The organism is Anaerolactibacter massiliensis, assembly GCF_900290205.1.
GTDB lineage: Bacteria > Bacillota_I > Bacilli_A > Erysipelotrichales > Erysipelotrichaceae > Bulleidia > Bulleidia intestinalis.
This window is the reverse complement of record NZ_OLMH01000002.1, coordinates 1,529,373-1,555,116: the sequence shown is the minus strand read 5'-3', so window position 1 is coordinate 1,555,116 and position 25,744 is coordinate 1,529,373. Positions and strand designations below refer to the sequence as shown.

Here is a 25,744-nt window from a genome sequence, read left to right as displayed (position 1 = left end):
GGAGAAAAATCTGATATCGGAACACGAGACTGAATCTTCAGAGTTCAGTCTTTCTTTTTCTGCTCTGCAGCCAGACTTCTGATTCCTGCATGCAGGAACTTCATCACTTCTTTTCCAGTTCATGACCAGAGCATTCATGCATGCAAAAACCGGTCTTTCACAGACCGGTTTCCAGGAATGGATTCATTCAGAACTGCTCAGCCGGCAATCGCCTTGCCGAGTTCTTCGCACGCGGATAATGCATCTGCGTCCGGGGCGTTGTTGGCGATGACGCCTTCAGAGACTAAGAAACTGCGCGCAATTAACTCATGCATATTCTACCGGCAATAATTAGCTGGAGCGATGACATAATTCCAGTCTCCCCGAAACGTATTACGAATGATGTTCACTTGTCCCAGCTCCTCATCTGTGACCTTGATCCCAGTCTTGTACGTACCGGAATCAAGCCCGCATTTGATCACAAGACCTTTTTCTGTTGTTGTATTCGCTATAAGGTTTATGATGATCGCCAGTGTTTCCAACGGCCTGCCGCGCCAGTTTTTGCTGATCTGGCTGAACATGCGGTGCTCAATCTTGTTCCATTTTGATGTTCCTGGTGGAAAGTGGGAAACCTCTATCGGAATACCTATCTCGTTTACGAGCTTTTGCAATTCGACCTTAAACAGGCGATTACGGCTTCCGTTGCTGCCGCCACCGTCTGCTGTGATATAAAGCTTAGTTGCATTTGGATACCGCGTTTTGCCCATTTCCTCCCACCACATACGTATGGAGGCTACCGCAAATTCTGCAGTATCTGATGTGATACCAACATTTACGAAACCTTCGTTTTGTGAGAGATCATAAACACCATATGGAATTGCCTTGCCTTTCTCAGGCAGCGGAAAATCGTGATCCAATACCTGTGTAGGGCTGCTTTTTGGAGCATATTCGGCACCATTGTTCTTGAAATTGCCAATGTTTTCCTTCTTCTTACAGTCGATGGAAATCACTGGTTCATCGTTAGTCATGTAGGCCAGGCAGGTCTCATTGATATGTCTGAATTGGGCATCCCGATCCGGCGATGGCTCACCAACCTGCTTGTTTTTCTGATTCTGTTGCAGGCTGTACCCATTTACGGCCAGTAACTCGCGGACCGAAGTAGGGCCGATCTGATATCCCTGCTCTGTGAGCTCCTGAGCCAGATGCCGTGTACTTTTGGATGTCCAGAGAAGAGGAGTTTCGGGATTGCCATAGCTGTCGTTCTCTACCAGCTTCAGCAGAGCCTCTTCAATACCGGGTTGAGATTCCGTAATTGGTTTTCTTCCGGCACCCTTTTTACGGATGCGTCCGGAATCCTCCTGCTGGATTTCACGATCAGCCTCTGGATTCCCGGAATGAATTTCCCTCAATCCAGCGGCTATCGTATTCCTGTTCGCACCTGATAACTGGCTGACTTTTGAAATGCCACCGCGTCCGAGGGACTCGGCTTCATAGGCAAGATACTGCCTCCTCTGCTTCTCATTAAGGAGGGACATGACACCGGTTATTCGCTTTTTAAGGATATCTTCATCGCTCATGCACCCATGATACGAAATGGGAGATGAAATCGCAATATATTGCTTAATTTATTTACGCGCAGTTCCTAAGGCGATTCCATAGTTTCCGCATTCTGCTTCCCAGTTCTTCATCCAGGTGCCATCACCCCATCCGTAAGAACCGAACAGAGCGACTTTCTTTCCTGCAAGGGAAGGAGCGATGGAATCGAAGAACGGACGGAATTCTCCTTCTTCCAGTTCTTCAGACCCCATTGCCGGGCATCCCAGGGCAACGCCATCCGCATCGCTTACTGTGGATGCGTCTGCAGAATCAACGCGGACACATACCGTATCAGCGCCAGCCTTGCGGGCTCCGTCTGCGACTGCTTCTGCCATTGCTTCAGTGTTGCCTGACTGACTCCAGTAGATAACTGCTGCTTTGCTCATAAGTGATCTCCTTTTCTTGTTTTTCCAGCTGCCAGCTGGCATAAGGACACTCCGCGCTCCAGCTGCAGGATGCACGCATGCGTGCATCTGCGGTAGGCTTCAAAGCAGGCGATTGCTTCATCGACATTGCTGTAGACCTGCCACACGCCGCAGTACATATATGCCCTGTGCTCGAGGAATCCCCGGACATCTTCCGGCGGATAGCCCAGGAACAGTCCGATTTCATGAGGAAATTCCTTCTGATCAGAAAGCCGTTCCTGCAGTTGGATGAGACATTGTTCCATCTGCTCGGGGTCATAGCCAAGCGGTTCGAGGATTTCTCTGGCTTCTTTCCTGCTGAGGTCTTCGCGGAGGTCGGCAGGACGGTACATATAGATGAGGGTGCGGTCTTTCTTCTTCCCGAGCGGGCAGACCCGGACACTGTGATTCAGTTTCTGATTCAGCTGCCTGAGATCCGAGATCATTCCGGCGGAATCAGAAAACGGGAAGGAAAACAGATTCGCAGTCTTGAGCCCGGTCAGGACCGGAGCACAATACTGCACGACCATCTCATCCGGCATATCGTCCTCCTCAATTAGTTAGATTGCTCTAACTACAGCTAATGTACCGGAGGAATGTTAGGCTGTCAATGCTTCTGATCAGCGCTCATTGATGCTAAGATGGACGCGGGAGGGGACTTTCTGATTATGGATTTTGAAGAATATCTGAAAGCGAAGAAACTCGGGGATCGGGCCATGCATCGGGCAGCAGCAGCCGGACAGTATCCGTATCTGCCGGCTCTGGATGAAATTCTCGGAAAAGAAGGAAGCACACTATCGCAGGTGTCGCTGGGACTCAGGGATATTCCGATTTCATCGATTGCAGGCACGAAGACTGCCGGCAGGCAGATTGCCTTTGCATCGGATTTCATGCCGATTCTGGATGCGGATACGGAATTCGCCGGCAAGTGGATGCGGGTCTATCAGTATCAGATGACGGAAGGAATCAGCGATCCGATCATCGTCTATGAGTACATGATGAAGTTCTATGTGCGCGAGGGAAACAAGCGGGTTTCAGTCATGAAGTATCTGAAGATGCCGGAGATCGAAGCCGAAGTCACCCGCATCATCCCAGCCCGCACCAATGAAAAAGACGTCCGGATCTACTATGAATTCATGGACTTCTTCAAGGTATGTCCGATCTATGAGCTTTCCTTTACAAGAGAAGGAGCTTATTCAGAATTCATCGACCGGGTCGGAGAGTCTCATACGGTGCCATGGAGCAGCGATACGGTTCATATGGTAGAGGGGGCCTGCTATCGGTGGGAGACCTTATATGAATCTGTGGTCGGAGATAAAGTCCGGAACCTGACGGCTGGCGATGCATTGCTGGTTTATCTGAATTTCTATTCGCTGAAGAGCCTGCTCGATCAGCCAAGAAACGTGCTGGCCAAGCGGCTCGAACGCATGCTGAAGGAGTTCAGGCTGACGGCAGAAGACCATCCGCTTTCCCTGCAGGAAAGTCCTTCGGAGAAGCAGCCTGCATCGGGCAATTTCTTACAGAATCTCCTGCGGAGACCGACTGTCTTTACCGAAGAGAAACCGCTTCATGCGGCCTTCATCTATGATCAGGATCCGGATTCCAGCGGCTTAGTCAATGATCATGAGATCGGAAGATTCTATGTGTCCAATGCCCTGGAGGGAAGACTGATTACCAGGGCGTATTTCAATGCAGACAGCGATGAGGAAGTAAGAAAGGCGATTGATCAGGCAGTGCAGGATGGTGCGGAGGTGATCTTCACCGTTTCGCCAGTCCAGATGCCGGAGACGCTGAAGGCGGCGTTCCATTACCAGAATATCCACTTCCTGAACTGCTCCGTGAATCTGCCGCATAAGTCGGTAAGAACGTATTACGGAAGAGTCTATGAAGCAAAGTTCCTGATGGGAGCGCTGGCGGCTTCGTGTGCAGACAGCCATCGAATCGGCTATGTGGCAGACAGTCCGATTTATGGTGAACTGGCGAGCATCAATGCGTTTGCGATCGGGGCAGCGATGATTGATCCGAAAATTCAGATTTCGCTGAAGTGGTCTTCAAGCAAGGCGCATGACTGGCGCCGGGAATTCCAGGATGAAGGTATTTCTGTGCTTTCTGGTCCGGATCTTGCCAAGCCGGAAGAAGATAATACGGAATATGGCGTATACCGCATGGAACCAGATGGGAGTGTGCTGAATCTGGCGGCTCCTTCCTATAACTGGGGAAAGTATTACGAGCTGATTCTGAAGACGGTGATCAGCGGAACATATGATGAAGATCTGAGTGTCTCTTCGCCGGCAGCCCTGAATTACTGGTATGGCATGTCTGCGGGTGTGATTGATGTTGTGCTGTCGGATCAGCTTTCATACTATACGAGAAAGATGGTGCAGTTATTCCGGAAGAGTGTCATGGAGGGAAGCCTGAATCCGTTTGCGGGAGAGCTGCGCAGCCAGGAAGGACTGATCCAGGATGCCAGGGCCGGCAAGCTTCCGAATGAGAAGATCATTGAGATGAACTGGCTCAATGATAATATCCGCGGGTCGATCCCTGATCCTGACGAGCTGAATGAAAGGGCAAAGCGGGTCATGGAGATCAGCGGAATCAGGAAAGAAAGATCATGAAGATTCTGGCGGTAGCAGATGAAGAAGAAGCTTCCCTCTGGGATTACTATTCGCCTCGTATGACGGAGGGCGTGGATCTGATCATCGGGTGCGGAGACCTGAAGGCAAAGTATCTGGAGTTTCTGACGACGGTGGTCAACCAGCCGCTGCTGTATGTCCCGGGGAATCATGATCAGCGGTATGTCCAGGATCCGCCGGAAGGCGGCATTGATATTGACGGACAGGTCTATGACTTCCACGGCCTCAGAATTCTGGGTCTTGGCGGAAGCAGGAAGTATCGGAATGGTCCGTTCATGTATACCGAAGCAGAGATGAAGAAGCGGATTGCGAAGCTGGATCGTTCGATCCGGTTCATGAATGGCATCGATGTGGTCGTGGCCCATGCGCCGGTGAAGGGTTACGGAGATCTGGAGGATCTGCCGCATCAGGGATTTGACTGCTTCAATGATCTGCTGATGAAGTATCATCCGCAGGTATTCCTGCATGGTCATGTGCATCAGGCATATACCTCAGAGTTTCAGCGGGAGCGCGAACATCCCTCCGGTACCAGGCTGATCAACTGCGGCGGGCATGTGATCATCGATATTCCGGAGGGGTCTTATCCGGAAGAAGGACATACCGGTTCCCGGTTCTATGACTGGTATGTGGGATGGAAGAAAAAACGCTGAAGATCGATCGTGGTATACTGAACAATTGCAGGATAAGAGGATGAAAAGAATGTACAGAGATACCTGGATGGAAGTAGACCTGGATGCGATCGCAGATAATGTGCGCTCGATCCATCAGATCTGCGGCAAGCGGATCATTGCGGTGATCAAGGCAGATGCTTATGGATGCGGAGATATCCAGGTGGCTAAGGCATGCCTGGATGCCGGAGCAGAGATGCTTGCGGTGTCTTCTCTCGATGAGGCGATGATGCTTCGCAATGAGGGATATGGCGGCGAGGTGCTGATTCTCGGTGCGGTGAATCCGGAAGATGCTCTGGTGCTTTCAGAGAACGGGATCTCTACGGCTGCGTTCTCCCTGGATTGGGTGAAAGAAGTCGTGAAGCATGATTGTTCGGGCATGAAGGTGCATCTTGCGGTGGATACCGGCATGAACCGGATCGGCTTCCGGGAGATCCGGGAAATGGAAGAAGCGAGAGATATCCTGCTCCATGCAGGAGTAAAGCTGACTGGCATCTTCACGCACTTCTGCTGCACGGATACGAGCAGGGAGATGACCGACCGGCAATATCTGAAGTTTGCCGAAGCCGTTAAAGCACTGGATTATCCGTTTGAATGGATTCATTGCGATAACAGCGATGCGACGATCTTCTTCCGGGATTCTCTCAGCAATGCATGCCGGGTAGGCATCTCGCTGTATGGCATCTCCGGGTTTAAAAAAGATCTGAAGCCGGCACTCGGGCTGTATACGAAGCTGGTCATGTCGAAGCTTGTTCCGGCTGGTGAGACCATCGGCTATGGGGCAACCTATGAGACAAAGACGACCGAACGGATCGGAACGATTCCGATCGGCTATGCAGATGGCTTCATCCGAGCGAATCAGGGCAGAAAGGTCTACATCGATGGCTGCTATGCTGAAGTTGTGGGTCGGGTATGCATGGACCAGACGATGATCCGTCTTCCGGAGGAGAAACAGATCGGCAGCGTCGTCGAAATCTTCGGATCGCATATTCCGCTGGAGCAGATGGCTGCGGAACTGCATACGATTCCGTATGAGATCATCAGCTTGATCAGTGGCAGAGTGACCCGTCTCTATCGGAAGAACGGAAAGATTTCTTCAGAAAGCAATGAGCGGATTCTGAAGTCGGAGATCTGACCTTCAGAGATTGTTGCTTCTGGCAGCACTTCGGTGCTGTTTTATTTTTGCTCGAAAAATAATAGGTACCTATCGATTTGAACAGGAGATGGTGATCGGATCCCCTCTGTAATTAAATAGGTACCTATAGAAATGAAGGCGCTATGGAAGAAGAAAGACATCAGGGACACCCAATGAAAGAGGAATCGCCGCGGAATCTGCTTCATGCGATGCGTTTGTGCGGAGACTTTCTGAGCTACCGCAGAGGGCAGCGGCCTGGGCAGAACCGGGTGATGCTCATGCTGCATCGATATGGATCGATCACGCAGAAAGAGCTGCAGGAGATCCTGCAGATTCAGCAGGGATCTTTATCTGAACTGCTTTCGAAAATGGAAAGCTCCGGATTGATTGAACGCAAGCGGAATCCGGAAGACCGCCGGCAGGTTGTGATTTCACTGACCCCGGAGGGGAAAGAAGTCGAGCATGCCAATCATCAACGGGTCGTGAAGGAGAATATGGAACTGTTTTCTTCGCTGAGTCAGGAGGAACAGGACGAACTGTACCGGATGCTGAGGGTTCTGCTGGAGGACTGGAAAGCGAAGAATCCGCAGGCATTCCCAGAAGAAAAGCGAGGCATGAGAAGATGAAGAAATATGTGCTGCGCTACTGGTATCTGGGACTATTGTGCATGGCTGGCTAGGCCCTGGAAGTGCTTGCAGATCTGATTCAGCCGCAGTTTGCTGGTCTGAATACGTAATGAAAGAATTTACAAATGCTGTAAGCTTTTCATAAATCCGTGAAACATGTTATGATAAGCCCGCATTGATTCGTATTTTCAATGCGAGGAGAGCAGTCATGTCTGAATATCTGAATCAGCGCTATCGTAATCTCAGCCCTTATACCCCGGGCGAACAGCCCCTGGATAAGGCCTATATCAAACTCAATACCAACGAGAACCCGTATCCGCCCGGATCGGGAGTTCTGAAAGTCATCAATGAAGCTGCAGTGAAAGATCTGCGGCTTTATGAGGATCCGGACAACCGGCTGGTCATCAGGACCCTTGCGGAACATTACGGGGTGAAGCCTTCTCAGGTCTGCGTGACCTGCGGCAGCGATGAGACCCTTGATCTTGCCATCATGGCCTTCGGCGAAGACGGGTTTGCTTTCCCGGATCTGACCTACAATTTCTATAAGGTATTCTGCCAGCTGCACCATACGGACATGCAGGTAATTCCGCTGAAGGACGACTTCACGATTGATGTGAAGGACTACCTGGGACTTGGAAAGGGTGTCATCCTGGCCAATCCGAATGCGCCGACCGGCCTCGTGCTCCCCAGAGAGAAGATCGAAGAGATCCTGAAAGCAGATCCGCATCACGTCGTGGTCGTCGATGAAGCATATATCGATTTCAATGAGGGCGGTTCCATGATCCCCTATGTGAACAAGTATCCCAATCTGCTCGTCGTGCAGACGTTCTCGAAAGCAAGATCGCTGGCCGGGGCCCGGGTCGGCTACGGCATCGGGTCAGAAGCACTGATATCCGATCTGGAGCGGATCCGCAATTCGATGAATCCGTATGGTCTTTCAAGACTCAGCCAGCAGGCTGCGATCGCTGCCGTACAGGAGCAGGAATACTATGATGAAAACTGCCGCAAAGTCATTGCCACGAGAACCTGGTTCATCCAGGAACTGGAAAAGCTCGGCTTTTCGGTGCTTCCTTCGCATACGAATTTCGTCCTGGCACATTCGGATCAGATTCCGGGAGAAGTGCTGTATCAGAAACTGAAAGACCATGGGGTTCTTGTCCGCCATTTCTCGGATCCCCGCATCGCAGATGCCGTGCGCATCTCGATCGGGACAGACGAAGACATGCATCAGGCTGCTGAAAAGATCAGGGAGGTTCTTGCTGAATGGAACGCATCGCAGAAGTAAAACGGACAACCGCAGAGACGGATATCTCGCTGAAGCTGAATCTGGATCCCGGACTGGCGGAGTCTTCGATTGATACCGGCGTCGGCTTCCTCAACCATATGCTGACCCTGTTTGCCAAGCATGGTTCCTTTGAACTGCAGCTGACGTGCCATGGCGACAATGAAGTGGATGATCATCACAGCACCGAAGATATCGGCATTGCCCTAGGAAAAGCATTTGCTGAAGCATTAGGAGACAAGCGGGGCATTCATCGCTATGCTTCGATCATCCTGCCGATGGATGAAGCACTGGTATTATGTGCAGTGGATCTTTCCGGAAGAGGCGGATGCTATTATGACGTGCCGTTTCTGACGGAAAAGATCGGAACGTTTGATACGCAGCTTGTCGAGGAATTCATGCGGGCATTTGCGGTCAATGCCGGGGTCACGCTGCATCTGAAGAAGCTTGATGGAACCAACAGCCATCATGTCAGCGAGGCATGCTTCAAGGCATTAGGACATGCAATGAAAGAAGCAGTCGCGATTGATCCTATGCATGCGGAAGAAATCCCCTCCACGAAAGGAACCCTCTGATGCTGGAACAGAAACTCAATGCGCTTTTCGAAGCCTCCGGCTACCGGAAATTCCGGATGTCGAAGTTCGAGGAATATGACCTCTATGCAGAAAACCGCGACTTCCTGAAAAGCAGCCAGATCATCACGTTCACGGATCTGGACGGAAGCCTGCTTGCCCTGAAGCCGGACATCACGCTTTCGATCATCAAGAACAACCGGGGACAGGATGAGAAAGTCTATTACAACGAAATGGTCTACCGGCCGAAGAATCATCACTACTGTGAGATTCCCCAGACCGGCATTGAATGCATTGGGTCCATTCATCCGTATGAAGAAGCAGAAGTGATTTCGCTTGCAGCACATGCCCTTGCCTGCATCACGCATACGTATGCCCTGCAGATCAGCGATGCGGCGTATCTTCCGTTTCTATTGAAGCAGGCAGAAGTTCCGGAGTATCTCGGCGAGGATCTTCAGATGGCAATCCGCACAAAGAATACCGGGGCCATCCGGGAATTGAAACTGCCGGCGGAGATCACGGACAAGCTCTGTGCTTTCACGGAACTGCATGCATCCCTCAGCGATGGCATCCATGAAGCGGAACAGATTGCCGGTGCCTCAGAGATCACCGATCATCTGAAGCAGCTGGCTGGCATTCTCGAAGCGTTCGGAGTGCTGGATCACTGCTATTTGGACTTCTCGCTCGTGAATTCGATGGACTACTATAACGGCGTGATTTTCCAGGGGCTTGTTCCGGAAGTGCCTGCGGCCATTCTTTCGGGCGGCAGATATGATCGTCTGCCGGAGAAGATGGGAAGACACGTCGGGGCAGTAGGCTTTGCCATCGATATGGATGCGGTGGAAAACGCCTTCCCGGAGAAGCCTGCCGAACGGAAACGGATCCGCATCAGCTATTCGGAAGCAGATGATCTGAAGCAGCTGGCGTCTATTGTGACGTCTCTTCAGAAACAGGGATACCAGGTAGAAACCGGAACTTCGAAGAGCCCTGAAGCCATCAGTCTTGCGGAAGCAGAGGAGATGCTGAAATGATCAATGTAGCACTGCCGAAGGGCAGACTTGGAAATCAGGTATATAAGATTCTGGAAGCTGCGGGATATGAATGCCCGGAGCTGCTGGATTCTTCCAGCCGTAAGCTGGTATTCGAGAATGCGGACCGTGGTGTCCGGTATTTCTGCGTCAAGCCGACAGATGTGCATGTGTATGTCGAACGAGGCGCAGCAGATGTCGGCATTGTCGGCAAAGACGATCTGCTGGAATATGCACCGGAAGTCTATGAGCTGCTGGATCTGAAACTCGGGAAGTGCCGGATGTGCATCTGCGGACCGGCCGGGTTTGAGGAAGACCGCAGCTGCACGCTCAAAGTTGCAACGAAGTTTCCGCATATTGCCCGCCATTACTATGAAGAACTCGGCCGGGATATCGATATCATCAAGCTGCATGGCTCCATTGAATTAGCACCGATTCTCGGATTGTCTGATGTGATCTGCGACCTCGTGGAAACGGGGACAACGCTGCGGGAGAACAATCTCGTGGTGCTTTCTGAAGTAGTTCCTATCAGTGCCCGCTTCATCTGCAATCCTGTTGCCTGGCAATTCCGGCATGAGGAGATCGGCCGCATGAAACATGCACTGGAAGAAAGAATCGGGAAAGGAGAATGATCATGACGATGAAAATCTATGAACTCGGAAAGATCAGGGATGAAGAGATTTTCGCCCGCAGCACTGCCATGTCTGACGTGGAAGATGCGGTCAGCGAAATCATCCGGATGATCCGGGAAAAGGGCGATGAAGCCCTGAAGGAGTACAGCCGGAAGTTTGATCATGTCGAGCTCTCAGAACTGAAGGTCACGCCGGAAGAAATCGGAGAAGGCGTAACAAAGGCAGGAAGTGATTTTCTCGCAATTCTGAAAGAAGCTGCTTCGAATATTGAAGCCTATCATCGTCATCAGGTCAGATCGGATTATCTCGTTGCCGATAAGCCCGGCGAGATTCTCGGCCAGCGGATTCTGCCGCTAGAGAGAGTCGGCGTCTATGTGCCGGGCGGAACGGCCGCATATCCTTCCACGGTGCTCATGGATGTCATCCCGGCAAGAATTGCCGGAGTAAAGGAAATCGTGATGACCACGCCACCAGGAAAAGATGGCAAGGTCAATCCGTATATTCTGGCAGCTGCTCAGGTGGCCGGTGTCACGACGATCTTCAAAGTCGGCGGCGCACAGGCAGTCGCAGCGCTTGCCTATGGCACGGAGTCTGTTCCGAGAGTCGATAAGATCATCGGACCGGGCAATGCGTTTGTCGCGGAAGCGAAGAAACAGGTATTCGGCCAGGTCGGCATCGATATGATTGCCGGTCCTTCGGAAGTCCTGGTCATTGCCGATGGCAATTCGAATCCTGCCTGGGTTGCGGCAGATCTTCTGTCTCAGGCAGAACATGACCGCAATGCAAGTGCCGTCCTCGTGACTGATTCGAAAGAACTTGCAGAAGCAGTCCGGAAGGAAATCGAAGTGCAGCTGCAGAAGCTGCCGCGGGAAGAGATTGCCCGGACCAGCATTGAGCATAATGGCAGGATCATTCTGGCACATTCGCTGGAAGAAGCAGTGGAGACGTCCAATCGGATTGCCCCGGAACATCTCGAAGTGTGCACGGATCATCCGTTTGATCTCCTGCCGCTGATCCGCAATGCCGGATCGGTATTCCTCGGCCGCTTTGATCCGGAACCGCTCGGTGATTATTTTGCCGGCCCGAATCACACGCTTCCGACCGGCGGCACGGCAAGATTCTACAGCCCGCTCGGCGTGGATGATTTCGTCAAGAAGATGCAGTTCACGTATTTCACGGAAGACGCATTGAAGAAGGATTATCAGAAGGTCGCAGCCTTTGCGGAAAAGGAAGGCCTGGAAGCTCATGCAAGAGCGGTGAAGATCCGCTTTGAGGATGACCTATGATTGCGATTATCGATTACGGAGCAGGAAATCTGTTTTCCCTGAAGTCTTCGCTTTCTTCCATCGGTGCCCAAGCAGTCGTGAGCCGGGATCCGGATACGATTCATGAAGCAGATGCCGTGATTCTCCCGGGTGTCGGTGCCTTTGGAGATGCGGCAGATAAGCTGGCAGAAACGGGCATGAAGCAGGTCGTCCTGAACGAAGCAGCCGCTGGAAAGCCTCTGCTTGGCATCTGCTTAGGTATGCAGCTGCTGTTTGATTCCAGCACAGAATTCGGCATGCATGAAGGGTTAGGCCTGATTTCCGGCCAGGTGGATGCCATTGAGCCGAAGCTGACCAGAAAGCTCGATATTCCTCATATCGGCTGGAATCAGCTCCATTTCGTGAAAGAATCTCCTCTCTTTGCCGGAATCCGGGAAGGAACATATGTGTATTTCGTGCACTCCTATGCCGCATTCCATTGCGAGGACCATCTGATTGCTGAGACGGAATATGAGATCCCGCTGACGGCTGCCGTTGCCAGCGGCAATGTCTATGGCACGCAATTTCATCCGGAGAAGAGCGGACCGACGGGTCTTCAGATTCTGAAGAATTTCTGCCGGATCGCCGGAGAGCAGTTATGATCATCCTTCCGGCAATTGATCTCTATGAAGGAAAGGGAGTCCGTCTGACCCAGGGAGACTATTCCCGCATGACGGTCTATCTCTCTGATCCGGTCTCTGCCGCAAAGCAGATGGAAGCCGATGGGGCAGAATGGATTCACTTAGTGGATCTTGAAGGTGCGAAAGCGGGGAAGCCATGCAATGGACCAGTGATTGTTCAGATCCGGAACCAGACGCATCTGAAGATTGAAGTCGGCGGCGGCATCCGCAGTCATGAAGTGATTGCGTCTTATCTCTCTGCCGGCATCGATCGCGTGATTCTCGGTACGAAGGCATTGGAAGATGATGCATTTCTTAAGGAAGCAGCCCATCAGTTCGGAACCCATATCGCAGTCGGGGCAGATGTCAGAAACGGCATGATTGCCACCCATGGCTGGCAGCAGACCACCGGCACGAATCTGAATGAATTCCTCGATTATCTCGAAGAGATCGGGATCGATACCGTGATTGTCACGGATATCTCGAAAGACGGAGCCATGCAGGGAACCAACCGCTCTCTGTATTTATCTCTGAAAGACCGGAAGAACCTGAACGTCATCGCGAGCGGCGGCATCTCTTCGCTGGATGATCTCAGGGCATTGAATCAGATGAACCTGTACGGGGCAATTCTCGGCAAAGCGATGTATACGGGTGCAGTAAACCTGAAAGAGGCACTGGCACTCGGAAAGGAGGACGCATGATCACCAAGCGGATCATTCCCTGCCTGGATGTGAAGAACGGGCGGGTTGTCAAAGGAGTTCAGTTTGAATCGCTGAAAGATGTTTCTGATCCGACCGAGCTGGCGGCATATTATTCCTCCGGCGGAGCGGATGAACTGGTGTTCTATGACATCACGGCTTCGGCAGAGGGAAGAAGCCTGTTCACGGATGTGCTGCGCAGAACTGCTTCCAGGGTCTTCATTCCGCTGACAGTAGGCGGCGGCATCTCTTCGCTGGAAGACTTTGAGCGCGTGCTCAGCTGCGGTGCTGACAAGGTCAGCGTGAACAGCGGTGCGATCCGCAATCCAGATCTGATCAATCAGGCTTCCGAACGCTATGGAAGCCAATGCGTTGTGCTGTCTGCAGATGTCAAGCGGGTAGACGGAGCATTCCATGTATTCCAGAACGGCGGCAGAATTGATACCGGCATGGATGCGGCTGCCTGGATCGAAGAAGGCGTGAAGCGCGGCGCTGGCGAAGTGGTAGTCAATTCCATGGATACCGACGGCGTGAAGGAAGGCTTTGATCTGGAGCTATTGAAGGCAGTCAATGACAACGTGAGAGTGCCGGTCATTGCTTCGGGCGGTGCCGGTTCCATGCAGGACTTCGCGGATCTGTTCCATGAGATTCCGGAAATCAGTGCAGGACTTGCGGCATCAATCTTCCATTTCCATGAAGTGACGATTTCCGGTCTGAAGCAGTATCTGAAAGAACAGGGGATTGCAGTCCGCATATGATCACGCTCGATGATGTGAAGTGGGATGAACGGGGCTTATGTCCCTGCATCGTCCAGGACTATGAAAGCAAGCGGGTACTGACGCTTGCTTATATGAACCGGGAGTCTCTGCAGATTTCCCTGGACAGGCAGCTGACCTGTTTCTGGTCCAGATCCCGGCAGGAGCTCTGGCTCAAGGGAGAGACTTCCGGCAATTACCAGCATATCGTTTCGATGGAGCTGGATTGCGACCAGGATGCGATTCTCGTACAGGTCATCAAAGACGGACCTGCATGCCATCTCGGCCATGACAGCTGCTTTGATACGGAGTACCGGATGACATGGAAGAAGTAGAATACATCGATGTCTATGACATCCATCATGAACCGACCGGTCTGGTGATGCCTAGAAAGCATCTGGCTCTGAAGTCCGGTCAGTACATGCTGTATGTGCTTGCGATCCTCGAAGATCCCGAACATCGCTTTTTGATCACCAGACGGGCGCTGACCAAGAAATGGGCAGCCGGGGCCTGGGAAGTGCCGGGCGGCGGCGTGAAGAAGGGAGAGACTTCGAAGGAAGCACTGATCCGGGAAGTCCATGAAGAGACTTCTCTGGATGTCTCTTCGATCGTCTGTGATCCGATCTGGAGCTATGTCAATGATGATCCGGAAGGAGGAGACAATTATCTCGTCGATATCTATCATCTGCATCTGCCGATTCCGGAAGAATCCGTCAGCCTGCAGAAGTCTGAAGCGATTGACTGGAAGCTGGCGACGAGAGCAGAGATCGATGCGATGAATGAGAATTCAGAGTTCCTGCATTATAAGCGGCTTGCGACAGCACTGCAGCAGGAGAAGCAGCAGTGAGGGGACAGTTCGCTGTCTTCTTTTCTTTTTCTGAATCAATGATGAAAACTGATCAGAACGATTACTTTTCCGGTCGGGATGTGCTTTACTACAGTTGCGGAGAAAACAGATGATCATACTGAACAGAGAACTGAAGCAGATTCTGGATGATTCGATGGTCGGAGTCTATATCGCGGATTCAGAGAGAAGAATCGTGTACTGGAATGATGCCGCCGAACGCATCAGCGGAAGAAGCAGAGAAGATATGATCGGAAAGAACTGCTTTGAAAGCGGTCTGGACCATATCGATCAGGAAGGACAGCGGCTGTGCACGTCGCTCTGTCCGTATCTGAAGACGTATCAGGATGGCAAGATACGATCCGAGAAGGTCTTCTTGCGTCATCAGAACGGAAACCGGGTCCTGGTTCAGACGAAATTCATTCCGGTCTTCGATGAGACGCATCAGCTGGAGTTTGTACTGGAAGAGTTCTGCGAAGTCGGAAGTCCGCAGGTTGCGGATCAGATGGTGAGCCAGCTCAGCGATGTGGCTCTGCATGATCAGCTGACCGGCATCCCGAATCGCAGATCTCTGGACAATGCGCTGTCCTACCGGCTACTTCTGAGAAAGGAGACCGGGATGCAGTTTGCAGTGCTGTTCATGGATGTCGATAATTTCGGAAAGTTCAACAATGTCTACGGACATGAAGCCGGAGATCTCGTTTTGAAGAAACTTGCAGAAACCATCAGTGCAGTGAATCGCCGCAAAGATGTATTCGGCCGCTGGGGCGGGGAAGAATTCATGGGCCTCTACCGGATTCATGATCCTGCTGATCTCAAGGTCATCGGCGCCAAGTGCCTGGAAGCAGTCCGCAGCATGGATGTCCTGTTTGAAGGTTCTCATCTGCATGTGACTGCTTCGATCGGCATCACCTGCATCCGTCCGGAAGATACGCTGGAAACTGTCACGGAACGAGCAGACTCGCTGATGTATCAATCCAAGACGCAGGGCAAGGATCGCTGCACGTCCGACTAAGAAAATTCCATGCATGAATACGAAGTCCGATGGAGAATCGGGCTTTTTTCAGCGCTGAAAGGATCAGAAATAAGTCTTCTGTTTGTCAAGAGATGTGCATTGACAAATACTGTTAGTCAGCATAAACTAACTCATGTTAGAAATAGCTAACACATGAAGGGAGGCACAGATGATGCCGCTGACATTTGCTCCGCAGAACGAAGTTCTATGTATTCAGAAGATCGGCGGGAACCCGGAGATGAAGAAACATCTCGAAGATATGGGGTTTGTCGTCGGAGGAAAAGTGACGGTCGTTTCCACGATCAGCGGAAACCTGATCGTCAGCGTGAAGGAAACACGGGTTGCGCTGGATCGTTCGATGGCTTCCCGGATCATGGTTTAGGAAAGGGGATCCTGAAAGTATGACACTGAAAGACGCAAAGATCGGTTCCACCGTCAAGGTACTCCGCCTGAATGGCGAAGGTGCTGTGAAGCGCAGAATCATGGACATGGGTATCACCAAGGGGGTTGAGATCTATGTCCGGAAAGTTGCTCCGCTGGGAGATCCGATTGAGATCACGGTCCGCAATTATGAATTGTCTATCCGCAAGAAAGACGCGGAAATGGTAGAAGTAGCCTGAGTCTGAAAGGGGAAGTAGAAGAATATGGCTGAATTGAAGATTGCCCTGGCAGGAAATCCGAACTGCGGCAAAACGACGCTGTTCAATGCCCTGACTGGCGCAAATCAGTACGTCGGCAACTGGCCTGGCGTTACGGTAGAAAAGAAAGAAGGAAAGCTGCTCGATCATAAGGATGTGATCATCGAGGACCTTCCTGGAATCTATTCGCTTTCACCATATACACTGGAAGAAGTTGTATCAAGAAACTACATCGTCAGCGAGAAACCGGATGCGATTCTGAATATCATCGACGGAACGAACCTGGAACGCAACCTGTATCTGACGACGCAGTTAGCAGAAACAGGAATTCCGATGGTCATCGCGCTGAACATGGCGGACCTGGTCCGCAAAGCTGGTGACAGGATTGATCAGAAGAAGCTGAGCGAACGCCTGGGCTGCGAAGTCGTCGAGATCTCTGCTCTGAAAGGCGAAGGCATTCAGAAAGCTGCTGACGCTGCCATCAAGGCTGCCCAGCAGAAGACGAAGCCTGCCAAGATGACCTATACCGCTGACGTAGAGAATGCGCTGAAGACGATTGAGGGCCGCCTGAGTGTCGATGAAGATCAGAAGCGCTGGTATGCAGTCAAGGTCTTCGAGCATGACTCCAAGATCCTCGAAGAACTGAAGCTTTCAGAAGCAGATGACAAGGCATGCAGAGCAGCTGCCGAAGCCGTCGAAAAGAAAGAAGACGATGATTCGGAATCTATCATCACCAATGAGAAATATGAATACATCGCAAAGATCCTGAACGGGGTCTATAAGAAGGCTCATGCCGGCGAGATGTCCGTCTCTGATAAGATCGACCAGATCGTGACCAGCCGCTGGCTGGCTCTGCCGATCTTTGCGCTCGTCATGATGGGCGTCTACTACATCGCAGTTTCGACGGTCGGAACGGTCGTGACAGACTGGACGAATGATACGCTGTTCGGCGGCATCATTCAGCCGGCTGTCCAGACCTTCCTCGAGAATGCGGGTGCTTCTGAGTGGGTCGTCAGCCTCGTCGTGGATGGCATCATCGGCGGTATTGCAGCCCCGATCGGATTCGCACCGCAGATGGCAATTGTGTTCTTCTTCCTGTCATTGCTTGAAGACTGCGGCTATATGGCTCGTGTTGCCTTCATCATGGACCGGATCTTCCGTCACTTCGGCCTTTCCGGAAAGAGCTTCATTCCGTTCATGATTTCCTCCGGATGCGGCGTGCCGGGTATCATGGCTACGCGTACGATTGAAAACGAAAATGACCGCCGCATGACGATGATCACAAACACTTCCATTCCGTGCGGCGCTAAGCTTCCGGTCATCGCGATGATTGCCGGATATCTGATGGGCGGCGTCTGGTGGTTCGCTCCGGTCATGTATTTTGCCGGCATCGCAGTTGTCGTCATCATGTGCATCATCCTCAAGAAGACGAAGATGTTCGCAGGCGATCCGGCTCCGTTCGTCATGGAGCTTCCTGCTTACCATATTCCTTCCATGAAGGGTGTTCTGATGCATGTCTGGGAACGTGTATGGGCATTCCTCAAGAAGGCCGGAACGATTCTGTTCCTGTGCTGTGCTGTCATGTGGTTCCTCGCTTCCTTCGGATTCGCCGATGGAACATTCGGTCTTGTCGAAGAAGAGAATTCTCTCCTTGCAGTAATCGGCGGTGCCATTTCCTGGATCTTCGTTCCGCTGGGATTCGGTACCTGGCAGGCAGTCGCTTCTTCCATCGCAGGCTTCGTTGCGAAGGAAGGCATTGTCTCCACGATGGGCGTGCTCTCCGGTATCGGTGAGATTGAAGAATATGAAGTCAGCATGCATCAGCAGTTCGCTGCCTTCTTCCCGACCAGCATCGCTGCGGTTTCATTCCTCGTATTCAACTGCTTCGATTCTCCGTGCCTCGCTGCAATCTCCAGCATGCACAAGGAACTCAACAACCGGAAGTGGTTCTGGTTTGCCATTGCGTTCCAGAATATCAATGCTTACTGCTTGTCTCTGATGGTCTATCAGATCGGCGGCTGGGCGACTGGCGAACTGGCATTCGGCTTCGGAACGGTATGCGGACTTCTTGTCCTGGCATTGTATCTCTATCTGCTGTTCCGTCCGAATCCCTATGCTAAGACTTCCGAAGCAGTTTCTGCTGCGTAATTGAGCTGAGATGAACTTAAGCGCAGGTACTGCCTGCGCTTTTTCAAGAGAAAGGCTGTTTCAGATGAACAGATTATCTTCTGCCCAGGTTCGCTATCTGGCTGCTCTGGTCCATCTGGACCCCGATGCGAAAGGAGTCCGATCCGTCAAGCTTGCCACCCGCCTGGGCGTCACGAGACCAAGCACGCATGCCATGATCGCAAAGCTAGCGGAAATGGGCTATGTCACCAAGGAACATTACGGCATCATCTACCTGACCGAAAAAGGACTCGAAGCAGGAAAGAAATGCCAGGCATATGAGGATTCGGGAAAGGAGAAAAGGATATGAAGACAGATGTGGTACTGAACCAGACCGATGTCATCGTGCTGGTGGTGATCGGTCTTCTGATGATTGCCGGAATCAGACTGATCTATGGATTCTTCCATGAAGGAAAGAAGAACCTGAGCTCTTCCGGTGATACGTATAACGGCAGAGGAAAAGTGAAGCTCACCGTGGAAGTCAGCGGCATGATGTGCAATATGTGCGAGACGCATATCAACGATATCGTCCGCAAGAACTTCAAGGTAAAGAAGGTGACTTCTTCTCATACGAAAGGCGAGACTGTCATCGTGGCAGATCACATGCTCGATGAGAAAAAGCTCAAGGACTCCATCGAAGCACTCGGATATACTGTCACGGACATTCAGGCTGCTAACGCATGAACGCCGCAGACTGGATCATTCTTCTGGTGATTATTGCGGCAGTGATTGCTGCAGTGCGCTCCGTGAAGAATGGAGGATCCTGCAGCTGCGGCTGCGGATCCTCGGATTCTCCGGCACCAGTCTGGGTACATGACCGCAATCCGAATCACTACTCCCATGAAGCACTGATCAGGATTGAAGGCATGCATTGCAGCAATTGTGCAGTGAAAGTCGACAACGCGCTCAACCAGATCGAAGGGATCTGGTCCAGAACAAGCCTTGGTGAGAAGCAGGCAGATGTTCTGATGAAAGAGCCGCTGGAAGAGAACCTTCTGAAACAGAAAATACGGGAAGCAGGGTATACCGTCTCTTCCATTACCTGGAAGTCATAAAACCCTCGGCTGCAGGAAAACCTGCAGCTTTTTTCTGTCTGGAAATCTTTTCAGATCATTCAAAAAATTCATGAAGATTTTTTTAAAAACCCTGTTGACAACCGGTAAGCGTTTACATATAACATAAGTGTAGCCTGTAAACGTTTCCGGTAACGTTAACGGAACCGTTGCCAACGCTTATGGGACAACGTGATCTGAATAGGAGGAAAATATGAACAGCAAGAAGTTATTCACGATCGCATTATCAGCAGCAATGCTGGCCGGCTGCGGCAGCTCCGGTTCGGCAGCAGCATCGTCTACTGCTGCGGCAGCCAGTGCTGGTGCAAGCACAGCAGCAACAGCAGCATCCGGTGCTTCCGGAAAGGTCTATTACCTGAACTTCAAGCCGGAAGCAGATGAGCAGTGGCAGGAGGTGGCTGCTGAGTACACCAAGGAAACTGGTGTTCCGGTTACCGTCCTCACAGCAGCAAGCGGCGAGTACGAGTCCACTCTGAAGTCTGAGATGTCCAAGGAGGAAGCTCCGACTCTGTTCCAGGTCAATGGCCCGGTAGGACTGGCTTCCTGGAAAGACTACTGCTATGACCTGACTGGTTCTGCGATCGAAGGCGAACTGACCAATGATGCATACAACCTCAAGGATGGCGATCAGATTCTCGGTATTGCATATGTCACTGAAGCATATGGTCTCATCACCAACAAGGCACTGCTCGAAAAGGCAGGATATACTGTTGATGATATCAAGAGCTTCGATGATCTGAAGAAGGTTGCTGAAGACATCACCGCCCGCAAGGATGAACTCGGATTCAGCGCATTCACTTCTGCTGGTATGGACAGCTCCTCTGACTGGAGATTCAAGACTCACCTGGCTAACCTGCCGATCTACTATGAATACAAAGATGCAGGCGTAGGCGATGAGGATGAACTCAAGGGAACCTACCTCGATAATTACCGTGCAGTCTGGGATCTCTACATCAACAACAGCACGATTGATCCTTCTCAGCTCTCCACTGCTACCGGCGATCAGTCTGAAGCAGAATTCGTCAACCAGGAAGCAGTATTCTTCCAGAATGGTACCTGGGAATATGGTGCAGTTTCTGCAATCGGCGATGACAACCTCGCTTATCTCCCGATTTACTTCGGAGTTGATGATGCAAATGAAGGTCTGTGCATCGGTACTGAGAACTACTGGTGCGTCAATGCCAAGGCTTCTCCGGAAGACATCCAGGCTACGCTCGACTTCATGAACTGGTGCGTGACTTCCGACTATGGTGTCAAGATGATGACAGACGGCACGGAGGGCATGGGCTTCAACATTCCGTTCAAGTCCAATCCGGAAAGCACCAACGTCCTCGTCAACCTTGCTAATGCCAACACTGGAACTCCGGTTTCCTGGAACTTCACCACGATGCCTTCTGAGGAATGGAAGAACGTTCTCGGCCAGGCTCTGACGGTTTATGCAGCAGATCAGACAGATGCGAACTGGGAGCTTGTCAGACAGGCATTCGTAGACAACTGGGCTACTGAAAAGCAGCTTGCAGCATCCAACGGCTGATTGCTGAAGCAGCGATCTGAATCATGAAACAAGGGCGGCAGATGCGGACTTGTCCGCTGAAGCTGCCCTTTCTCTCTGTATTCTGAAACACTAAGGAGGCGTATTCTGTGCAGAAAAACGTAAAGAAATACTGGGGAATCTTCACGCTGCCGACCATGCTTGCATTTCTGATCGGCTTCCTGGTTCCCTTCATTCTCGGAATCTATCTGTCCTTCTGCAAGTTCACGACAGTCACGGATGCCAAATTCGTCGGCTTCAGCAACTACATCACTGCATTCAAGGACACCACATTCTCTCATTCCTTCTGGTTCACGCTGGCGTTCACGATTGTGACCCTGGTACTGATCAATGTCATCGCATTTGCGCTGGCAATGGCACTGACCAAGGAATACAAAGGAACCAATATCTTCCGTACGATCTTCTTCATGCCGAACCTGATCGGCGGCATCGTGCTCGGCTATATCTGGCAGCTGATCTTCTCCGGGGTTCTGGTCTACTTCAGTACGGCGCTGAACCTCAATGCCAAGCTCGGCTTCTGGGGTCTTGTGATCCTGGTATGCTGGCAGCAGATCGGATACATGATGATCATCTACATTGCCGGCCTGCAGTCAATTCCGGGCGATGTGCTGGAAGCAGCAGAAATCGACGGTGCCAACAGCAAGCAGAAGCTGTTCAAGGTGACGATTCCGATGATGATGCCTTCCATTACGATCTGCACATTCCTGACTGTGACGAATGGCTTCAAGCTGTTTGATCAGAACCTCGCTCTGACTGGCGGTGCTCCGATGAAGCAGACAGAAATGATGGCGCTGAATATCTACAACACGTTTTACAGCCGCGTCGGATTTGAGGGCGTCGGCCAGGCCAAGGCAGTGATCTTCTTCCTGATCGTTGTCGTGATTGCTGGCCTGCAGCAGCACTTTACCAGAAGCAAGGAGGTTCAGCAGTGATGAAAAAGAAGTCTTCCAATCATGCCGGTGCAATTGCCGGGCTGTCCGTATTGTCCGCAGCCTGGATCATGCCGATTCTGATTGTGCTCTGGAATTCTTTCAAGGACAAGAACTCGATCAACCTGAAACCATTCCAGTTACCGAATTCGCTGACCAGTGTCGGAACTGAGAACTACATTACCGCAATTGAGAAATACGGGCTGCTTGATTCAGTCGGCTGGACCGTGTTCATCACCGTCGGCTCCGTGGCTGTGATCCTGATCTGCACCTCGATGTGCGGCTGGTATATCACCCGCGTGAAGACAAAGTGGACGAAGCTGATCTATACGCTGTGCATCTTCTCGATGGTCGTTCCGTTCCAGATGGTCATGTATACGCTGTCCTTAGTTGCGAATAAACTCGGACTCACAACTCCGTGGGGGATTATTGTCATCTATCTCGGATTCGGCGCAGGCCTCGCAGTGTTCATGTTCACCGGATTCGTGAAATCTATTCCGATTGAAATCGAGGAAGCAGCGATGATTGACGGATGCACGCCGCTGCAGACGTTCTTCAAGGTTGTTCTTCCGATCATGAAGCCGACGTATATCTCGGTGGGTATTCTGGAAACCATGTGGATCTGGAACGACTTCCTGCTGCCGTATCTTGTCCTCGATCTCAAGAAGTACAAGACGATCTCAATCATCATTCAGTACATGAAGGGTTCTTATGGTTCTGTCGATATGGGCGCCATCATGGCTTCCCTGATCATGGCAGTCATTCCGGTTATCATCTTCTATCTCAGCCTGCAGAAGTACATCATCAAGGGTGTGGCGGCTGGCGCTGTGAAGGGATAATGGACTTGATATTCCTCTGATCTCTTCTTAAGGTGCAGGACCTTGATTCCAGGGTACTGCATCTCTAAAATGATCTTGAGTTGAATCGTTTCCGGAAACGTTTCTTGGGGCATCCGGAAGCATGAGTTAGAAAGGCAGCGCATATGACAACAATCAAAGATATTGCCAGGCTGTCCGGCTACAGCATCGGGACGGTCTCCCGGGTGATCAATCATCATCCGGACGTTTCGGAAGAAGCCAGGGTGAAGGTGGAACAGGTGATCCGGGAACAGAACTTCCAGCCTAACAGCAATGCCAAGCAGCTGAAGCAGCAGTCCAATTCGGCAGTCACCATCATCGTCAAAGGCTATGAGAACATGTTCTTCGAAGGCATTCTGGAACAGGTTCAGGCGATTCTGCGTGATTCCGGAGAAGAAGTGGCAGTAGCGTTCCTGGATGAATATGCGAATGAAGTTCAGGCGGCAATTCAGCTGAGTGCTGCCCGCAAGCCTAAAGGTTTCATCTTTCTCGGCGGAAACCTCGAATTCTTCCGCCAGGATTTCGGAAAGATCGATGTTCCGGGGGTCATTCTGACCAATACGGCGGAAGACCTGCATTTCAGCAATCTGTCCAGCTTCACGACAGATGATGCCAAGGCTGGCTATGAAGTGATCAATTATCTGATTGAGAACGGCCACCGCGAGATCGGCATCATCGGCGGCAGCGCATCCAGAATCGGCAGCCAGGTCGGCTTCCGGCGCATGCACGGCTGCATTGAGTCTTTTGAGAAACATGGACTGCAGTTCAATGAAGAAATGCAGTATGAACCAAGCAGATTCTCCATGGGCGGCGGCTATGAAAGCACGCAGAAACTGCTGAAGAAGAATCCGAAGATTACTGCAATCTTCGCAATCGGCGATACCATCGCCATCGGTGCACTGAGAGCGATCAAGGATATGGGCCTGAGATGCCCGGAAGATATCTCTCTGATCGGCTATGACGGCATCGAGAGCGGGAAATATACGATTCCGCGTCTTGCCACAATCCGCCAGGATACTGATACCCTGGCCCGCAAAGGCGTGGAAGACATGCTGCTGCGGATGAACTATCGGCACGCAGCTGTACACGAAGACATCCCGTTCGAACTGGTCCGGGGAGAAAGTGTAGCAAGGCCTCGGAACGATTGAGAAAAGGGGTATTTTATGGAAACAAGAAGTGCCGGAATTCTGCTGCCGATCACTTCGCTGCCATCCAGATATGGAATCGGCACGATGGGCAGGGAAGCCCGGAAGTTTATCGACTTTCTGGAGAAAGCCGGTCAGTCGTGGTGGCAGATCCTGCCGCTGGGACCGACCGGATACGGAGATTCTCCGTATCAGTCCTTCTCCACGTTTGCCGGGAACCCATATCTCATTGATCTGGATGATCTGGCGAAGGAAGGCTATCTGAAGCCTTCGGAATACCGGAAGATCAGCTGGGGTGATGATCCGAAGCGCGTCGACTACGGTCTTCTGTATGAAAAGCGCTTCGGCGTGCTGCGCAAAGCTGCTGAAAGACTCGAGCTGAATCCGCCGGCTGATTACGCATCATTTCTGAAGAAGAATGCATTCTGGCTGGAAGACTATGCTCTGTTCATGGCTGAGAAGTATGAACATGGAGGCATCTCCTACCAGGAATGGGAAGAACCGCTCCGCCTCCATGAGGAGAAGACGATTCAGAAAGAAAAAATCCGCCTGAAAGAGGAAGTCTCCTTCTGGAGCGCATTGCAGTATCTGTTCTTCCATCAGTATTCCTCCATGAAGAAGTATGCCAATGCGCATGGCATCGGCATCATCGGCGATGTGCCGATTTATGTCAGTCCGGACAGCTCAGACATCTGGGCAAATCCGGAACTGTTCCAGCTTGGAAAAGACCGCCGTCCGAAGATGGTCGCCGGAGTGCCTGGCGATGCCTTCACGCCGGATGGCCAGCTCTGGGGCAATCCGCTCTATGACTGGAAAAAGATGAAGGAAGATGGCTATGCATGGTGGACGGAGCGCATCCGTTATCAGAGCAATCTGGTAGATTTGCTGAGAATTGACCATTTCCGCGGATTCGAATCTTACTTCGCGATCCCTGCAGAAGATCAGAATGCCCGCCGGGGCGAATGGAAGAAGGGACCGGGCATTGAATTCTTCCGCACCGTGGAAAAGAAGCTCGGCAAGCTGAACCTCATTGCCGAGGATCTCGGCTTCCTGACTCCGGAAGTGATTCAGATGGTGAAGGACACCGGCTATCCGGGCATGAAAGTCCTGCAGTTCGCATTTGATCCGAGAGATACGGGCGGCGGCTATCTGCCGCACCAGTATCCGCGCAATTGTGTGGTCTATGCCGGAACGCACGACAATGACACGATTATGGGCTGGGTACATTCCGCCCCGAAGCCATTTGTGAAACGAGCAGAGAAGTATCTTCACCTTGATGAGAAAGAGGGGTATAATTGGGGTGTCTTAAGAGGCGCTTATGAAAGCGTTGCCAGTCTCGCTGTGATGCAGTTTCAGGACATTCTGGGACTGGGCAGCGAAGGCCGGATCAACACACCATCCACAGTCGGCGGAAACTGGACGTGGCGGTGTGAGGAAGGCGCATTCACAGGCACTCTTGCCAGAAAGCTTCGCAGCTGGATGGAACTGTACGGAAGACTGCCGAGGGAAAAGAAGGCAGCCGGATCATCTGATTGACAGTCCTGCACGCGGGAGCTTCAGAATTCTTTCTAGAAAGGAAAGGGGCAGACAGGT

At 51.7% G+C, this 25,744-nt stretch carries 29 protein-coding genes; 26 read left to right on the top strand and 3 right to left on the bottom strand.

The window, feature by feature from the left end; translation table 11 throughout:
• Positions 1-317 precede the first annotated feature (317 nt).
• The 3 genes from C7E00_RS10970 to C7E00_RS10960 are packed head-to-tail and all read right to left on the bottom strand — an operon-like array spanning position 318 to position 2,521.
• Positions 318-1,556 (bottom strand): ISAzo13 family transposase, encoded by a 1,239-nt coding sequence (locus tag C7E00_RS10970; protein ID WP_105304313.1) that lies wholly within the window; start codon positions 1,554-1,556, stop codon positions 318-320.
• A 48-nt stretch (positions 1,557-1,604) separates the two neighbouring features.
• Entirely contained in the window at positions 1,605-1,961 is a 357-nt protein-coding gene (locus C7E00_RS10965) for a flavodoxin domain-containing protein (protein WP_105304312.1), read from the bottom strand.
• Positions 1,958-2,521, bottom strand: coding sequence for a DUF3793 family protein (locus C7E00_RS10960; protein ID WP_105304311.1), 564 nt, complete (start codon positions 2,519-2,521; stop codon positions 1,958-1,960). Before C7E00_RS10960 ends, C7E00_RS10965 begins: the two co-directional genes overlap by 4 nt.
• A 126-nt stretch (positions 2,522-2,647) precedes the next feature.
• Between C7E00_RS10960 and C7E00_RS10955 the strand changes: the two genes are divergently transcribed.
• The 26 genes from C7E00_RS10955 to malQ all read left to right on the top strand — a co-directional run bounded on the left by C7E00_RS10955 (position 2,648) and on the right by malQ (position 25,687).
• Positions 2,648-4,594, top strand: coding sequence for a BMP family ABC transporter substrate-binding protein (locus tag C7E00_RS10955; RefSeq protein ID WP_167836565.1), 1,947 nt, complete (start codon positions 2,648-2,650; stop codon positions 4,592-4,594).
• Entirely contained in the window at positions 4,591-5,262 is a 672-nt protein-coding gene (locus tag C7E00_RS10950; protein WP_105304309.1) for a metallophosphoesterase family protein, read from the top strand. Before C7E00_RS10955 ends, C7E00_RS10950 begins: the two co-directional genes overlap by 4 nt.
• Positions 5,263-5,311: 49 nt before the next feature.
• The gene (gene alr / locus C7E00_RS10945) at positions 5,312-6,415 is read left to right on the top strand and encodes an alanine racemase (RefSeq protein WP_105304942.1); all 1,104 of its coding nucleotides are present in this window, start codon (positions 5,312-5,314) and stop codon (positions 6,413-6,415) included.
• 143 nt (positions 6,416-6,558) lie between these two features.
• On the top strand, positions 6,559-7,041 hold the full coding sequence (locus C7E00_RS10940) for a MarR family winged helix-turn-helix transcriptional regulator (protein WP_105304308.1): 483 nt from the start codon (positions 6,559-6,561) through the stop codon (positions 7,039-7,041).
• A 208-nt stretch (positions 7,042-7,249) separates the two neighbouring features.
• Positions 7,250-8,326: a histidinol-phosphate transaminase gene (gene hisC / locus C7E00_RS10935; protein ID WP_105304307.1), complete on the top strand. Its 1,077-nt coding sequence runs from the start codon at positions 7,250-7,252 to the stop codon at positions 8,324-8,326.
• A complete protein-coding gene (gene hisB, locus C7E00_RS10930; RefSeq protein WP_105304306.1) occupies positions 8,305-8,898 on the top strand; it encodes an imidazoleglycerol-phosphate dehydratase HisB in 594 nt (197 codons plus the stop codon). The genes hisC and hisB overlap by 22 nt, the downstream gene beginning before the upstream one ends.
• Entirely contained in the window at positions 8,898-9,926 is a 1,029-nt protein-coding gene (locus C7E00_RS10925; protein WP_105304305.1) for an ATP phosphoribosyltransferase regulatory subunit, read from the top strand. The genes hisB and C7E00_RS10925 overlap by 1 nt, the downstream gene beginning before the upstream one ends.
• A complete protein-coding gene (gene hisG, locus C7E00_RS10920) occupies positions 9,923-10,555 on the top strand; it encodes an ATP phosphoribosyltransferase (protein WP_105304304.1) in 633 nt (210 codons plus the stop codon). Before C7E00_RS10925 ends, hisG begins: the two co-directional genes overlap by 4 nt.
• A 2-nt stretch (positions 10,556-10,557) precedes the next feature.
• A complete protein-coding gene (gene hisD, locus C7E00_RS10915; protein WP_204378609.1) occupies positions 10,558-11,841 on the top strand; it encodes a histidinol dehydrogenase in 1,284 nt (427 codons plus the stop codon).
• A complete protein-coding gene (gene hisH, locus C7E00_RS10910; RefSeq protein WP_105304303.1) occupies positions 11,838-12,461 on the top strand; it encodes an imidazole glycerol phosphate synthase subunit HisH in 624 nt (207 codons plus the stop codon). The genes hisD and hisH overlap by 4 nt, the downstream gene beginning before the upstream one ends.
• Positions 12,458-13,180, top strand: a complete 723-nt coding sequence (gene hisA / locus C7E00_RS10905; protein WP_105304302.1) for a 1-(5-phosphoribosyl)-5-[(5-phosphoribosylamino)methylideneamino]imidazole-4-carboxamide isomerase — start codon at positions 12,458-12,460, stop codon at positions 13,178-13,180. The genes hisH and hisA overlap by 4 nt, the downstream gene beginning before the upstream one ends.
• Entirely contained in the window at positions 13,177-13,935 is a 759-nt protein-coding gene (gene hisF, locus C7E00_RS10900; RefSeq protein WP_105304301.1) for an imidazole glycerol phosphate synthase subunit HisF, read from the top strand. The genes hisA and hisF overlap by 4 nt, the downstream gene beginning before the upstream one ends.
• Complete coding sequence (gene hisI, locus C7E00_RS10895; protein ID WP_154502380.1) at positions 13,932-14,267, top strand: phosphoribosyl-AMP cyclohydrolase; 336 nt, start codon at positions 13,932-13,934, stop codon at positions 14,265-14,267. The genes hisF and hisI overlap by 4 nt, the downstream gene beginning before the upstream one ends.
• The gene (locus C7E00_RS10890) at positions 14,255-14,779 is read left to right on the top strand and encodes an NUDIX hydrolase (protein WP_105304300.1); all 525 of its coding nucleotides are present in this window, start codon (positions 14,255-14,257) and stop codon (positions 14,777-14,779) included. Before hisI ends, C7E00_RS10890 begins: the two co-directional genes overlap by 13 nt.
• Positions 14,780-14,888: 109 nt before the next feature.
• A complete protein-coding gene (locus tag C7E00_RS10885) occupies positions 14,889-15,791 on the top strand; it encodes a sensor domain-containing diguanylate cyclase (protein ID WP_105304299.1) in 903 nt (300 codons plus the stop codon).
• A 169-nt stretch (positions 15,792-15,960) separates the two neighbouring features.
• Positions 15,961-16,173 carry a FeoA family protein gene (locus C7E00_RS10880; protein ID WP_105304298.1) on the top strand — a complete coding sequence of 71 codons (213 nt, stop codon included), beginning with the start codon at positions 15,961-15,963 and terminating at the stop codon, positions 16,171-16,173.
• Between the two features lie 19 nt (positions 16,174-16,192).
• Positions 16,193-16,411, top strand: coding sequence for a FeoA family protein (locus C7E00_RS10875; RefSeq protein ID WP_105304297.1), 219 nt, complete (start codon positions 16,193-16,195; stop codon positions 16,409-16,411).
• 24 nt (positions 16,412-16,435) lie between these two features.
• Positions 16,436-18,577: a ferrous iron transport protein B gene (feoB, locus tag C7E00_RS10870; protein WP_105304296.1), complete on the top strand. Its 2,142-nt coding sequence runs from the start codon at positions 16,436-16,438 to the stop codon at positions 18,575-18,577.
• Between the two features lie 64 nt (positions 18,578-18,641).
• Positions 18,642-18,905, top strand: a complete 264-nt coding sequence (locus C7E00_RS10865) for a metal-dependent transcriptional regulator (RefSeq protein WP_167836564.1) — start codon at positions 18,642-18,644, stop codon at positions 18,903-18,905.
• Positions 18,902-19,279 (top strand): heavy-metal-associated domain-containing protein, encoded by a 378-nt coding sequence (locus C7E00_RS16520; RefSeq protein ID WP_235897192.1) that lies wholly within the window; start codon positions 18,902-18,904, stop codon positions 19,277-19,279. The genes C7E00_RS10865 and C7E00_RS16520 overlap by 4 nt, the downstream gene beginning before the upstream one ends.
• Entirely contained in the window at positions 19,276-19,650 is a 375-nt protein-coding gene (locus tag C7E00_RS10855; protein WP_105304294.1) for a heavy-metal-associated domain-containing protein, read from the top strand. Before C7E00_RS16520 ends, C7E00_RS10855 begins: the two co-directional genes overlap by 4 nt.
• A 211-nt stretch (positions 19,651-19,861) precedes the next feature.
• Complete coding sequence (locus C7E00_RS10850) at positions 19,862-21,202, top strand: ABC transporter substrate-binding protein (protein ID WP_105304293.1); 1,341 nt, start codon at positions 19,862-19,864, stop codon at positions 21,200-21,202.
• Between the two features lie 107 nt (positions 21,203-21,309).
• Positions 21,310-22,152: a carbohydrate ABC transporter permease gene (locus C7E00_RS10845; protein ID WP_105304292.1), complete on the top strand. Its 843-nt coding sequence runs from the start codon at positions 21,310-21,312 to the stop codon at positions 22,150-22,152.
• A complete protein-coding gene (locus C7E00_RS10840) occupies positions 22,152-22,988 on the top strand; it encodes a carbohydrate ABC transporter permease (RefSeq protein ID WP_105304291.1) in 837 nt (278 codons plus the stop codon). The genes C7E00_RS10845 and C7E00_RS10840 overlap by 1 nt, the downstream gene beginning before the upstream one ends.
• A gap of 143 nt (positions 22,989-23,131) precedes the next feature.
• A complete protein-coding gene (locus tag C7E00_RS10835; RefSeq protein WP_105304290.1) occupies positions 23,132-24,154 on the top strand; it encodes a LacI family DNA-binding transcriptional regulator in 1,023 nt (340 codons plus the stop codon).
• Positions 24,155-24,169: 15 nt separating this feature from the next.
• Positions 24,170-25,687, top strand: a complete 1,518-nt coding sequence (gene malQ, locus C7E00_RS10830) for a 4-alpha-glucanotransferase (protein WP_105304289.1) — start codon at positions 24,170-24,172, stop codon at positions 25,685-25,687.
• The last annotated feature ends 57 nt before the right edge of the window (positions 25,688-25,744 follow it).